Origin of the sequence: Desulfovibrio legallii (assembly GCF_900102485.1) — a bacterium.
Classification (GTDB): Bacteria; Desulfobacterota; Desulfovibrionia; order Desulfovibrionales; family Desulfovibrionaceae; genus Desulfovibrio; species Desulfovibrio legallii_A.
The window spans coordinates 33,018-46,370 of the sequence record NZ_FNBX01000009.1 but is presented as its reverse complement, the minus strand read 5'-3'; the positions used below and the strand labels follow the sequence as shown (position 1 = coordinate 46,370).

10 protein-coding genes are annotated in these 13,353 nt (G+C 68.1%); 2 read left to right on the top strand and 8 right to left on the bottom strand.

What is annotated here, in order from left to right; all coding sequences use genetic code 11:
- The first annotated feature begins 267 nt into the window (after positions 1-267).
- The gene (locus tag BLS55_RS06720; RefSeq protein ID WP_092153645.1) at positions 268-1,602 is read left to right on the top strand and encodes a DUF4910 domain-containing protein; all 1,335 of its coding nucleotides are present in this window, start codon (positions 268-270) and stop codon (positions 1,600-1,602) included.
- A 320-nt stretch (positions 1,603-1,922) separates the two neighbouring features.
- Here the strand turns inward: BLS55_RS06720 and BLS55_RS06715 are convergent, their stop codons facing one another.
- Positions 1,923-3,722: a methyl-accepting chemotaxis protein gene (locus BLS55_RS06715; protein ID WP_180365416.1), complete on the bottom strand. Its 1,800-nt coding sequence runs from the start codon at positions 3,720-3,722 to the stop codon at positions 1,923-1,925.
- Between the two features lie 519 nt (positions 3,723-4,241).
- On the bottom strand, positions 4,242-5,999 hold the full coding sequence (locus BLS55_RS06710; RefSeq protein WP_092153641.1) for a methyl-accepting chemotaxis protein: 1,758 nt from the start codon (positions 5,997-5,999) through the stop codon (positions 4,242-4,244).
- Between the two features lie 433 nt (positions 6,000-6,432).
- Between BLS55_RS06710 and BLS55_RS06705 the strand changes: the two genes are divergently transcribed.
- Positions 6,433-6,771 (top strand): Hpt domain-containing protein, encoded by a 339-nt coding sequence (locus BLS55_RS06705; protein ID WP_092153639.1) that lies wholly within the window; start codon positions 6,433-6,435, stop codon positions 6,769-6,771.
- A 47-nt stretch (positions 6,772-6,818) separates the two neighbouring features.
- Here the strand turns inward: BLS55_RS06705 and BLS55_RS06700 are convergent, their stop codons facing one another.
- The 6 genes from BLS55_RS06700 to BLS55_RS06675 all read right to left on the bottom strand — a co-directional run bounded on the left by BLS55_RS06700 (position 6,819) and on the right by BLS55_RS06675 (position 13,292).
- The gene (locus BLS55_RS06700; protein WP_092153637.1) at positions 6,819-7,415 is read right to left on the bottom strand and encodes a histidine phosphatase family protein; all 597 of its coding nucleotides are present in this window, start codon (positions 7,413-7,415) and stop codon (positions 6,819-6,821) included.
- Positions 7,412-8,725, bottom strand: coding sequence for a DVU_1551 family NTP transferase (locus BLS55_RS06695; protein WP_257243162.1), 1,314 nt, complete (start codon positions 8,723-8,725; stop codon positions 7,412-7,414). The genes BLS55_RS06700 and BLS55_RS06695 overlap by 4 nt, the downstream gene beginning before the upstream one ends.
- A gap of 147 nt (positions 8,726-8,872) precedes the next feature.
- On the bottom strand, positions 8,873-10,006 hold the full coding sequence (locus tag BLS55_RS06690; protein WP_092153635.1) for a glycerate kinase: 1,134 nt from the start codon (positions 10,004-10,006) through the stop codon (positions 8,873-8,875).
- 183 nt (positions 10,007-10,189) lie between these two features.
- Positions 10,190-11,308 carry a DVU_1553 family AMP-dependent CoA ligase gene (locus BLS55_RS06685; protein ID WP_257243161.1) on the bottom strand — a complete coding sequence of 373 codons (1,119 nt, stop codon included), beginning with the start codon at positions 11,306-11,308 and terminating at the stop codon, positions 10,190-10,192.
- Complete coding sequence (gene trsS, locus BLS55_RS06680) at positions 11,305-12,831, bottom strand: radical SAM (seleno)protein TrsS (RefSeq protein ID WP_092153633.1); 1,527 nt, start codon at positions 12,829-12,831, stop codon at positions 11,305-11,307. The genes BLS55_RS06685 and trsS overlap by 4 nt, the downstream gene beginning before the upstream one ends.
- Complete coding sequence (locus BLS55_RS06675) at positions 12,828-13,292, bottom strand: DVU_1555 family C-GCAxxG-C-C protein (RefSeq protein ID WP_092153631.1); 465 nt, start codon at positions 13,290-13,292, stop codon at positions 12,828-12,830. Before BLS55_RS06675 ends, trsS begins: the two co-directional genes overlap by 4 nt.
- Positions 13,293-13,353: the final 61 nt, after the last annotated feature.

Here is a 13,353-nt window from a genome sequence, read left to right as displayed (position 1 = left end):
GACGCGTCCTTGCGTGCTACCGCCTCTTGCAGTCTTATCGGCACGGCCACGCCGGGGTTTAGCCGCGGGGCGGAAATTTTTGCCCGCCCGCCTTGCCGCCCCTGCCCGGACGTCCGGCGGGGCGGCGTTTTTTTCCGCCGCCCGCCAAGCCGCCAACGGCAAGGATATTCAAGGCACTGGACAAGCGGCGCGCTTTCTGCTTCCGTGGCGGCGGATCCCCGGCGCGGGCCCATTTTCGGCCGAAGACACTTGAAAGGACGGTGCCCCATGCGCACAAGCCTGCACGCTTTTCTCACCCGGCTTTTTCCCATCTGCCGGAGCATCACCGGCAACGGCGTCCGGGAGACGCTGCGCATCATTCAGGAGGAGCTCCCCCAGCTCCGCATCCACGAAATTCCTTCGGGCGCCAAGGTCTTTGACTGGACCGTGCCCGAGGAATGGAACATCAGAGGCGCGCGGCTCACCGGCCCCGACGGCGAAGTGGTGGCCGATTTTGCGGACAGCAACCTGCACGTGGTGGGTTATTCCGAACCGGTGGACGCAGTGCTGGACCTGGAAGAGCTGCAGGAGCACCTCCACTCCCTGCCGGAGCAGCCCGATGCCATCCCCTACGTCACGTCCTACTATGTGCGGCGCTGGGGCTTCTGTCTGCGGCACAGCCAGCGGCAGCGCCTGCGCCCCGGCAAATACCACGCCGTCATTGACGCGCGCCTGGCCCCCGGCTCGCTCACCTATGCGGATCTGATCCTCCCCGGCCGCAGCCGGCGGGAGGTGCTGCTCTCCACCTACGTCTGCCACCCCTCCATGGCCAATAACGAGCTTTCCGGCCCTGTGGTGGCCACGGCTCTGGCCCAGTGGCTGGCCTCGCGGCCCCGCCGCTACACCTACCGCTTCGTCTTCGCGCCTGAGACCATCGGGGCCATCGCCTACCTGAGCGGCCACCACCAGGTCCTGCGGCGCAACGTGGCGGCGGCCTTCAACCTCAACTGCATGGGCGACGAACGGGCTTGGTCCTTTGTGCCCAGCCGCAAGGGCGACACCCTGGCGGACAAGGCGGCCCTGCATGTGCTCCACCACTTTGCGCCGGGCTTCAACCGTTATTCCTTCCTGGATCGCTGCAGCGACGAGCGCCAGTACTGCGCCCCAGGCATAGACCTGCCCATGTGCAGCGTTATGCGCAGCAAGTACCACGCCTACCCGGAGTACCACACCTCCCTGGACGATCTGAACCTGGTGACGGAAAAAGGCCTGCAGGAAAGCCTGGCCATGATGCAGAAAATTCTGGAAGCCCTGGAGGAAAACCTGGTCTACAAAAACCAGGTGCTCTGCGAGCCGCAGCTGGGCCGCCGGGGCCTCTACCCCACGCTGAGCACGGCTTCCTCCTGTACCGAGGAGGTCAACCTTATGATGGATCTGCTGGCCTATGCCGACGGCCGCCTGAGCCTGCTGGAAGAGGCTGACCTGGTGGGCAGAGACATTTTCCGTTGCGCCGCGATCATGCGCCGCCTGAAGGAAAACGGCCTGCTGAGCGTCTGTCCCGCACAGCCCCGGCGGCCGCGCGCCGCCCAGGCCGCCCCCGCGTCGGAACTGCAGTCCGCCTAGGGCATTCCAATTTTGCGCTGCCCTGGCGGCTGCGTGGGCAGGTGCCCGCCGCGCAGGCGCAAGGATTTGCGCTGGCAAACGCCGGAACGAGCGTGCCGTAACCGTTGAGAATGCATATTCTCAACGGTAATCTGCTCTAAGCATGCCTGTTCTCAAAGGCGATCTGCGCTAAAAACGGGCAGCGGCAGAGCGCCGCCAACAATGCGTAACGCCGCCCTGATCCCTCCGGGGGCATCAGGGCGGCGTTTTTTGCGGGGAACTGCGGCGACGGCGCGGGTTCGGCCGGGGCCTTCGGCGCGGCGCGGGGCCGCCGTTGCCGCCTACTGCTTCATTTTATGGATCAGGTCGGCCAGCCGATGGGCCTGGCCGGCCAGCTCCGTGACGGCTTTAGCGGCCTGGTCCATGGCTTCGGCGGTCTGGCGGGACATGTCGTTGACGGTTTCGATGGAGCGGTTGATCTCCTCGCTGGCGGCGGACTGCTGCTCGCTGGCGGCGGCAATGGCGTTGACCTGATCCACGGTGCTTTCCACCTTCTCCACAATGCCGTCCAGGGCCTGACCGGACTGGTTGGCCAGATCCGTAGCCTGGTCCACGTTGTTTACGGCCTCTTCCATGGCTGCCACGCTTTTAGCCGTGCTTTCCTGAATGGCCGCAATGGCCTTGCCCACATCGTTGGTGGAGGCCATGGTCTTTTCGGCCAGCTTGCGCACCTCGTCGGCCACCACGGCAAAGCCGCGCCCGGCGTCGCCCGCGCGGGCGGCCTCAATGGCGGCGTTCAGGGCCAGCAGGTTGGTCTGGTCCGCAATGTCCGAAATAACGCCCATGATCTGGCTGATGGACTGGGCGTGGGCGTTGAGCTGGCTCATGTCGTTCTTAAGTTTGAGGGAAACCGCGTGCACCTGCCCGATGCTGAGCACGGATTTTTCCACAATGTCCGCGCCGGAGCGGGCTTGCTCCCGCGTTTCCGCCGAGGCTGCGGAAGCCTCCGCCGCGTTGCGGGCCACTTCCTGCACGGTGGCGTTCATTTCATTCATGGCCGTAGCGGCCTCGGCCAGGCGCTGGGCCGATTCCACCGCGCCGCGGTCGGCCTGCTCAATCTGGGCCGAAAGCTGGGTGGAGGCGGTGCTCACCACATGGGCCACCTCTTCCAGATGGTTGGCGGCCTCCAGCAGGGCAGCGCTGCGGGAGCGGGCCGCCTCGCCTGCCTGTTCGGCCGCGGCCTGCGCCGTATGGGCCGCCTGGACCGCGGCGGCGGCCTCCGCGCTTTTTTGCTGCGCTTCGGCGATCAGATTTTTGAGCTTGCCCACCATGTCGCGCAGGCCCGCCTCCAGCACGGAAACCTCGTCCCGGCCCGTGGGCTGGATGTCCACTTCCAGGTTGCCGCCGGCCACGGCGCGGGCATGGCCCGTCACCTGGGCCAGGGGCCGGGTAATGGAGCGCAGCAGGGCCAGGGAGAAGGGGATGACCACCACCAGCAGCACGGCCAGGAAACCCAGCCCGTAGGTGCGCACTGTGCCGTTGAACAGGGTGCTCATGGCCGTACGCAACCGGGCGGCCTCCTTATCCACATTGTCGATGTACACGCCGGTGCCGATCCAGTAGGGCGTGCCAGGGATGGTTTCAGCGTAGCCCAGCTTGAAGACGTCGCCCGCGCCGGGCTTGGGGAAGACAAAGTCCACATAATCCCCGCCCTTGGCGGCGGCCTTGTCCAGTTCGCGCACGTAGTAGACGCCGCGCTTGTCCTTGGTGTTGCCGAGGTCCGTGCCGATAAGCTGCTTCTGGGTGGGATGGGCCGCGTTGATCGTGCCCTTGTAGACGTAGAAGTAGCCGGAGCCGTCGTCTTCAAAGCGGGATTTTTCCACAAAGTCGGCGATGACGCGCAGCTGGGCCGCTTCCGGCAGGCCCTGCGTCAGGGAGGCCAGCCCCAGGGCCGCGGAGTGGGTCACATCCTTGATGCGGGCGCGCTGCGCGTGCAGCAGCTGCTCGCGCCCCAGGCTCGTGCCTTCCCCGATGACGGCCTGGGTCATCTGGTAGGAAAGCCCGGCCATACCGAGAAGGAAGAGGAAGGTCATGCCCACAAGGCAGGCGATGCGACAGGAGATGGTGAAGTTTCGCAACATGGAGGCAGTCCTTGGCGTGCGGGGGGTTGGGGGGAGCGGCGGCAGCCGCGCGTTCCGCACTGGGATATCAGGACATTTTGTCCGCCTGGCGTCGTTTGCGCCGCAAAACGGCCGCGGCGTGCGGCCAGGGGGGGCGGCGATCAGGCCGAGGTGCGGCCAGGGCCGGGCAGAGCAAAAGCCCAGGGGGAAAGCCATGCCCGCGGGACTGCGGCACCCCGCCCGCGAAGGGCGGTGCATGGCCCGGCATGAAGCCGGCAACGACGCCGAAGCGCCGGATTCTGTACAGGCGCGGGGCAAGGCCGCCCCGCGCCCTCAAGTTGTTATAAGTTTTACTTCACAATGGCAACATGGTTCTGAACCGCAACCCACCGGCCCTAGAGCAGATTACCTTTGAGAATATGCATTCAAAAGTTTACGGCACGCTCGTTTCGGCGCTTAACAGCGCAAATAACTTGCGTTTACGCCTCCACAGCGGGCGTCTGCCCACGCAGCCGCCAGGGCATTTCAAAGTTGAAATGCCTAGCCCTGGCGCATGCCGGCAATGAGCTCCGTCAGGCGCTGGGCCTGGGCGGCCAGATCGCTCACGGCCTTGGCGGCTTCGCTCATGGCTTCGGCGGTCTGCTGGGACATGTCGTTGACCTGGGTGATGGTGTGGTTGATTTCCTCGCTGGCGGCGGACTGTTCCTCACTGGCCGTGGCGATGGCGTTGACCTGATCCGCCGTGGATTCCACAGTGGTGACAATTTCCTGCAGGGCCGTGCCGGACTGGTTGGCGTAGTCCGTAGCGCGGTTAACCTGCTCCACGGCTTTGTCCATGCTGTCCAGGCTCTTGGCCGTGCTTTCCTGGATGGATTTGATGGCGCTGCCCACGTCGTTGGTGGAGGCCATGGTTTTTTCGGCCAGCTTGCGCACTTCGTCGGCCACCACGGCAAAGCCGCGTCCGGCCTCGCCTGCGCGGGCGGCCTCAATGGCGGCGTTCAGGGCCAGCAGGTTGGTCTGGTCCGCAATGTCCGAGATGACGCCCATGATGCGGTTGATGGCCTGGGCGTGCTCGTTGAGTTCCGTCATGTCGTCCTTGAGCTCCAGGGAAACCTGGTGCACGGCATTGATGCTTTCCAGCGAATTCTGGACAATGGACGCGCCCGCTTCGGCCTTGGCCTTGGTTTCGGCCGAGGCGCTGGAGGCCGCGCCCGCATTTTTGGCCACTTCCTGCACGGTGGCGTTCATTTCGTTCATGGCCGTGGCGGCTTCGCCCAGACGCTGGGAAGTTTCGTGCGCACTGCGGTCGGATTGCTCAATCTGGGCGGAAAGCTGGGTGGAGGCGGAGCTCACCACCTGGGCCACCTGTTCCAGCTGCGTGGCGGCGTGGAGCATGGCTTCGGTCTTGGCCTGGGCATCGGCCCCGGCGGCCTCGGCCCGGCGCATGGCCTCCGTGGCTTTTTCGGACTGCTCCCGGGCCTTTTCCGATTCCAGCCGGGCCTGCTCAATATGCTCCTTCAGGGCGTGGACCATCTCTACAATGGCGGCGTACACGCCGCGTTTGGCGCTGCCGTCGTCCACGTTATAGTCGCCCTGCACCACGCGCTGGGCGATCTGCTGGAGCTCGCCGGGGTCTTTGCCCAGCTGCGCGCCCACGCTTCTGGTCAACAGCCAGGTGATCACAATGCTGATGGCGATGGCCGCCAGAGACAGAACCACGGCCGTGATCTTGGCGCTGTTGCCCGCGCTGACGGCCCTTTCCACCAGTTTTTTGGTGCTGCCCGTGGTCTGGGCCACTATTTCAGCATACACCGGGATCATTTCATTGAAGAGGGGGCGGTACTGGTCGGCAAACATTCTGTAAGCGCCGTCAAAATCTCCGCTTCTGGCCACGTCGGTCAGCTTTTTGCGCGCAACGCCCATTTTGTCGGACGTGGCGTTGATTTTGTCCAGCAGGGCTTTGGCATTGGCCGCTTCCTGCGGGGGGAAGGCGTCCAGGGTATCCAGGAAGGATTCACCCCCCTTTTTGATCTGGGCCAGGATGTCCGTCATGCGCTTCTCGTATTCGCCCACCCGGCTCACGTCCCGCGCCAGCAGCATGGCGGAAAGGTTTGACCGGATGGACCAGAAGTTCACCTGCATGCCCTGCACTGCCACTACAGAAGGCATGATGTCCGTATCCACTGAAGTCACGCTGGCGTTCATGCCGGAAACGCTTTTGAAGGAAACGCCGGACATGAGCAGCAGCAGAGCGATAATCCCAGCAAAAGACAGCACCAGTTTTGTTGTTAACCGCATCTTTCCTCCCCCGGTTACTACGCTGTTATACCCCAAAAAGTTCTGTTCCCCAAAACCGCTTTGTCCCTTTGACATGCGCCCGCAAAGGGGCCACAAAGGGTCCGAAGCCGCTTCGGCATGCCGAAGGGCGAGGTTCGCATGTGGGGGGGGCCTTGTCGCGTTGCCGAAGCCTCGGCCCGTTGCGAACAATTGCTTGGTTTTTTATCGGATTTGTAACTGCAATCATTAGGGCTGACTATCAATTTTACGCTTAAAATCGACAAAGATATTATACCGTCACTTTTAACGGCATAACGTAAATTATTTCATTTTTTTCAGGGAAGGCGGCCAGGGCGAGGAATGCCGCAACCGCGGCTTGTCAGCCGCCGGTCTTGCTGGCAGTATCGGCGCGACGGCGTCTGTCGTTGCGCCTTATGGAGACAGGAAGGGAATCATGAGCGAGGAAGTGCTGGATTGGAAGGACGGTGTGGCCCGCGTGCTTAACAAGCGCGAGCTGTACACGCGCCTGTTGGGCAAATTTATTGAAAACGAAAAAGACACCCCGGCCAAGGTGGCGGCGGCCCTGAAGAACGGCCAGACCGAGGAAGCCCGCATGCTGGTGCACAGCACCAAGGGCGCGGCGGCCAACCTGGGGGCCAAGGCCCTGGCGGCGGCGGCCCTGGATCTGGAAATGGCCATCAAGGCCGGGGCCGACCCCCAGCGCGTCCTGAACCATTTCGACGCCGCAGTCATGGACACCCTGGTGACCATGCACGCCTTCATCACGCAATAGGCCTTTACATAACGCCGGGCGACCGCGCGGTCGCCCGCAAGACGGCCTTACCACTCCGGCAGAAAGACGCGGCAGGCATAGTGCTGCGGAATGCGCATAAGTTCGCCCAGGGGCAGGGCCAGATAGTGGGCGAGCAGGCAGCGGATGACCCCGGCGTGGCTGACCAGCAGCAACGGCCCTTCAGGGCAGCGCTTGCGCCAGCGGCGCAGGGCCCTGAGGGCGCGGGCCTGCACCTGGGCGAAGCTCTCCCCGTCGGGGGGCGCGTAACCGGCCATCCGGGCCCCGCGGGCTTCCCACGCGCCGGGGAAGCGGGCGGCAATTTCGGCCTGGGTAAGGCCTTCCCAGGCGCCCAGGCAGATTTCCCGCAAATCCGGTTCCGGATGCAAGGGCGGCGGCCCGGCGGGCCAGACGGCGGCCGCCATGAGCAAAGCCGCGCTTTCGCGGCAACGCCGCAAATCCGAGCAAATTACGGCCCGCAGGGATCGCGCCAGGGCGGGCGGCAATTCGCGCCCCAGGGCCGCAGCCTGCGCCCGGCCCAAGGGGCTCAGGGGAATGTCGCGCGCGCCCACCATGCGCCGTTCCGGATTGGGGGGCAGGGCGCCGTGGCGCGCCAGCCAGACGCCGCCCGCGCCGGAGGCGCTCATGCCCGGTTCTCCCCGGCTGTTTTGTCCCGCGCCGCGCCGAAAGCCTGTGCAGAGGCCTCCGCGCGGCCGCTGCCCTCCGTTGCGGGCCCTGCCGCTCCGCCGCAGCCGGGCATGGCCTTCCCCAACCTCGCCAGCGTCTCCTGCGCAATGGCCGCCGGGGCGCGGCCCAGCTCACGGGCCAGTCTGGCTTCCAGGGCCTGGGCGCGGCCCAGCCGGCCCCGGATGGCCGCGCAGGCCGCAGCATCCCCGGCAAAGGCCTCCAGCTTCTGACCAAAACGTTGCGCTACGGGCACAAATTGCCCGCCCCAGCAATATTTGTCCGCCAGATAGACCAGTTCCCGCTCCGTTACGGGCTGGGCGTCGGGCAGGCTCAGGTCGCGGTGGTCCCGCACCAGGGCAGCCAGGTCCGGCAGGTCCAGGGATTCCAGCAAAGCGGCCCCGGCGGCTTCGTGACGGGCCTGGCCTTTGGCTATGTCGTGCGCCAGGCCGCCGGCCAGGGCCAGGTCCGGGCGCAGGGCTGCGCCCGCAGTGGGCGCAGCCCTGCGGGCGGCCAGCAAAGCCTCGGCCAGGGCGCAGGCCACCTGCCCCACAGCGCGGGCGTGGCGCAGGCCTTTTTCCGGCACGGCGCGCAGCCGCAGCAGCTCCCAGGTTTCCTCCGGGCTCAGGGCCGCGCGCAGGGGGGCCAGCGCCCGCAGGCGGGCGTAGTCCTGGGGGGTGTCCATATCTTCCAGCATGGCGGCGTCGGGCACGGGCACGCGGCGGCACGGCAGGGCGGCCAACGCGCCGCGCAGGCCGTCCGGCCCCGCATAGGCCGCCAGCGCGGGCAGCGCGGCGGCGGGAATGCAAGGCGGATGCCCCTCCTTCCCGGCAAAAGTGGGCAGGTGCACGGCCTCCGGGCTCTGGGCGGCGGCGGTCAGCAGGGCCCGCAGGGTCAGGGGCCGCACCAGGGGCACGTCCACAGGGATGACCAGGACAGGGCCCGCGCCCCCTGCGGCCAGCAAGGCCCGCAGGCCCGTCTGTACGGAAGAGAACATGCCTTGTTCCGGCGCGGGGTTGCGCGCCACGGCCAGGCCCAGGGTTCGGGCGGCGGGCTCCACGCTAGCCGCGTGTCGGCCCGTGACCACGGTGACATCCGCAACGCCCGCCTGGCGGAAGGTTGCGGCCAGCAGGGCCAGGGGACTCGCTGCGCCGCCTTCTCGCCCCGCCTCTCCAGCCAGCGGCAAGGGCAAAAGCGCCTTGACCCGCCCCATGCGGCTGGCCTCGCCCGCGGCCAGGATGAGGCCCCGCGCCGCCAGTTCAGTTTCTTTCATACCGCCCCGCCTCCACTGTGCGCGGCCCTTGCCGGCTGCGCGCAACCCTCGCAAACCCGACAGCCGCAACCTGCCAGAATCCCGCAAGCGCCGGCCTTTGCGCCCCCAAAGGTTCGCCCTCGCGTCCTTGCGCCAAAGACCATCTCCTTACCCCCGCAGGGCAAAGAGCGCGGCGATGTTGCGCGCGGCGAAGCGCAGGTTGGCCGCGCCTTCGCGCAGGGCGTCCTCCAGGCCGCAGGGGCGGCAGAGGACGCTGAACACGGCGTCGATGCCGCGGCTGTACACGGCGGTCACATCGGGCAGAAGGCAGCCGGCAATGCCGATGACGGGGCAGCCGTGGCGTTTGGCCACCCTGGCCACGCCCACGGGGGTTTTGCCAAACGCGGTCTGGCCGTCCATGCGGCCTTCGCCGGTGACGACCAGATCCGCGTCGCGCACGGCTTCTTCCAGGTTCACGGCTTCCATGACGATATCCACGCCGGGGCGCAAGCGGGCGCGCAGCACGCCCAGCATGGCCGCGCCCATGCCCCCGGCCGCGCCCGCGCCGGGCAGCTGGGCCACGTCCGCGCCCAGGTCGCGGCGCAGGATGCGGGCAAAGCGCTCCAGGTTGGCGTCCAGCCGGGCCACCATCTCCTGGTCCGCGCCTTTCTGAGGGCCGAATACGGCGGCGGCCCCGCGTGGGCCGCAGAGGGGGTTGTCCACATCGCAGGCCACGTCCAGAGTCGCCCGGGCCAGACGGGGGTCCAGGCCGCTCGCGTCCAGTCGGTCCAGAAGAGCCAGGCCCGCGCCCGTGCCTGCTATGTCTTTGCCTGCGGCGTCCAGCAGGCGCACGCCCAGGGCCTGGAGCATGCCCGCGCCGCCGTCGGTGGTGGCGCTGCCGCCGATGCCCAGGATAAGACGGCGTGCGCCGCTTTCCAGGGCCGCGGCGATGAGTTGCCCTGTGCCGTAGGTAGTGGTGCGCAAGGGGTTGCGCTGCGCGGGCGGCACCAGGGCCAGACCGCTGGCGGCGGCCATTTCCACTACGGCCGTCTGGCCGTCGCCGCTGAGGCCGAAAAAGGCCTCTACTTCTTCTCCCAAGGGTCCGGTTACGGCCACGGGAATTTTGCGGCCCCCGGTGGCGGCGATGAGGGCGTCCACCGTGCCTTCGCCGCCGTCGGCCATGGGCAGCAGCACATAGCGGGCCAGAGGCAGAACCTGACGGAAGCCTTCGGCAACAGCCTCCGCCGCCTGCTGGGCCGAGAGGCTTTCTTTGTAGGAATCGGGCGCGATGACGATCTTCATGGAACCTGCCTGGGTGAAAGGGTCTGGGTACGGTGTTTTTTGTAGCCGCCGGCCGCCCGTTTTGTCCACAGCCCCTGCGCCGCGCGGCTGTGCAGGCCGCAGGCTGGTCTGCCCTGCGGGCATGGCGACCCAGGGTACGCCCGGCGCCTTGCCTGAGGAGGGAAAAGTTTACGCAGACACCCCCTACTCCCCTCCAGCGCCTTTCTGGGGGCGCACCACGCAGACGCGGCCCTGGCGGCGCTCCAGGCGGCCGCGCACATGGCCCAGGCGAGGCAGGGGGCTGCCGCAGGCGCAGGGCCCGGGCAGCAGGCAGGCCAGGTCGCCCGTGCGGTAGCGGATAAGGGGCATGGCCTCGCGCTGGAGGGTGGTGAGGACGATTTCGCCTTCTTCGCCCAGGGGCAGGACGTCCGTGCCGCAGGGGTCCACAATTTCCACGAGAAGGTCCAGGGAGCGGAGGTGGCAGCCGTTGTGGGCCGGGCATTCCACTGCGCCGCCGTAAGCCGTTTCCGTAAGGCCGTAGTGGTCCAGCACCTCGCACTGCCAGACCGTGCGCAGCAAATGGCGCAGCACGGGGTCCAGGGGTTCGGCGCTGGAGAGCACGCCGCGCAGGCCGGGCGGCCCGCCTTGCGAAAATCTGTGCAGCAGGGCGGCAAGCTGGCCGGGCATGGCGATGAGGGCGTGGGCGCGTTGCGCGCCGAGCCAGCGGGCCAGGCCTTCGGCGGCCGCCCAGGGGCCGGAGGCCCCGGCCAGGAGGTCTGCCGGCGGGGTGCGCACGTCCACAGCCGGGGCCAGGGCCTGCCGCATGACGTCGGCCACGCCGTCGGGGCGGTCCGCGCCGGGCAGCAGCACGGCCAGGCGTTCCCCGGACCGGATCAGCTGGCGCATGCCCACGGCGAAAAATTCCCGCGTGCGGTCAAGATCGCCCCTGGTGAAGGCCAGGCGTTTGGGCGCGCCCGTGGTGCCTGAAGTGCGCAGGGTGACCATGCGCTGCACCGCGCCCAGCGAGACACAGAGAAAATCCTCCCAGCGCCGCAGATCCGCCGGGGTGGTGAAGGGCAGGCGGGGCAGATCGTCCGCGGTCAGCGCGTCCGGATCCAGACCCGCCAGGCGTGGGCCGTAAAAAGCCGAACGCCGGGCCTGGGCCAGCTGACGGCGCAGGGCGCTATCCTGGGCCGCGCGCAGGGCCCGGGGCAGCTCGGCCAGGCTGCGGGCGCCGCAAGCCGCGGCCAGCCAGGCGTCCAGAGGACAGGCCGTAGCCGGGAGGCCGCCTGGGGTCAGGGACGGCGCGGGCCCGTTGCTCACGGCCCCACCTTGTAGAGGCGCGTGCCGTCGGCCGCCGTGAGGTTGTGCAGGCAGAAGGGGATCATGCGGCCGTCGGGGCGCAGAACGTGGATGCAGCAGCCGCGCACCCGGGCCACATCCAGGCTGAGGGCGTCCTGAAAGGCCATGCTGGAGAGCGTGAAACGCTGCTCCACCCCAGCCTGGGCCAGGAAGCGGCTGAAGGAATCCTGCGCGAGGGCGGCGCGGCCCGCGTCCGGGTTGTGCGGCGCGGGGATTTGCGGCGCGGCGGCAGCCGGTTGGCCCGCAACGGCGGCGGCCGGGGCTCCTGCCCCTTTCCAGTGCAAGGCCACGAACTGTTTGGCTTTGCGCGCGCCTTCCTCCGCTGACGGGGGCACGAACGGCAGCGCCTTCGGCGAAACGGCGGGGGCGGACTCGGCGGAGGAAGCGCCCGCCGCAGCAGGCGTGCAGCAGGAACCGCCCTGTCCCAGCCATTGCAGGCCGGGGCGGCCGTCGGGGTCGGCGCTGCGGCGGTATACGGCGCTGCAGGAGCAGAGCTCGTTTTCGCAGCCAGGGGGATGGAACTGCGCGGCGTTGACCAGCTCCGGGGCCTGGGCGGCCAGGGCAGCCATGACTTCGGGCAGGGTGCAGCGCGGGGCTGCGCCCAGGGACCAGGGGTAGCGGCCGAAAAAGGCCGCGGGCTGCACGTGCAGGCCGCGCACCGTGGGGCCCAGCGCCAGGGCCAGGCGCAGCAGGTCGCCCAGCTCGGCATCGTTGACGCCGCGCACCACTGTGGCCACCAGCACCACGCCCAGGCCCGCCGCGCCGCAGGCCCGCACGGCCGCGCGCTTGAACTCCAGGCAGTCCCGGCCGCGCAGGGTGCGGAAGGTTGCTTCGCTCACGCCGTCCCACTGGAGGTAAACGGAATCCAGGCCCGCCTCCTGCAGGCGCTGGGCATAGCCTGGTTCTGCCAGGCGCAGGCCGTTGGTGTTGAGCTGCACCAGGCCGAAGCCGCGCGCGCGGGCCAGGGCCACGATGGCGGGCAGATCCTCCCGCACGGTGGGCTCGCCGCCGGAAAGCTGCACGTTGCAGGGGCCGGAGGCCCTAGCCAGCACGTCCAGCTGGGCGGCCAGACAGGCCAGATCGGGGTCCGGCGGGGCCGTGGCCGTGCCGCCGTCGGCATAGCACACGGGGCAGGCCAGGTTGCAGCGCAGGGTCACTTCCAGCAGGCCCGTGCAGGTGTGCTGGGCGTGCTCCGGGCAGAGGCCGCAGTCAAAGGGGCAGCCGTAGACCGTGGGCGTGCGCGGCGCGCGCGGATAGGAGGGGCTCTTGGGCCTGGTCCAGGTTTCAAAGACGGGCAGGGCGCTGCCTGCGGCGCCCTGTCGGCGCGGCCCGCCGTCCCGCCAGACGGGCACGCGGAAGAGGCCGTGCTCCGGGCAGGTCTTTTCCAGCAGCACCGCTTCCGGGGCGGCTTCGGGGCGCACATAGGCCGCGTCCAGCCGTCGCAGGCATACGGGGCAGAGGCTCTGGGTACGGCGCAGGATCATGGAATGGGGGTCAGGTCCAGTTCGTAGCTCTGGACCAGCTCCAGGATTTTTTCCCAGCATTCGGCCATAAGGTCGCCGCAGGCCACGGGATTGGGCGTTTCGCCCGGCGCGCCAGAGGCCGCGCCCAGCCCGGCGGCGATCTGGCCGCAGCGCTGACCGCCGTAAGGATTGGTGCGCTCGTAAAACCAGGAGGCGTAGTCATTGAGCAAGGGCGTGAGCATGGGGTGGGCGGTTTCCGCATCCGCGCCTTTGCCCGCCACCAGGGCCAGGGCGCAGGCCCCGCCCGTGAGCAGGCCGCAGGGGCCGTCGGACTGGCCGATGCCGTGGCAGAGGCCCTGGGCCGCGCGCACCACATCGGGGTTCTGCTGCCCGCGGGCCTCCAGCATGAGCAGCAGGAGCAGCTGGCTGCAACAGTAGCCCTGGCGCACCAGGGGCAGCAATTCCAGCATCATGGGATTCATGGGCCCTCCTTTTTTTGGGGGTACGGAACGCGGCTGCCGGGGCCTGATTGTGCCGCGCTTT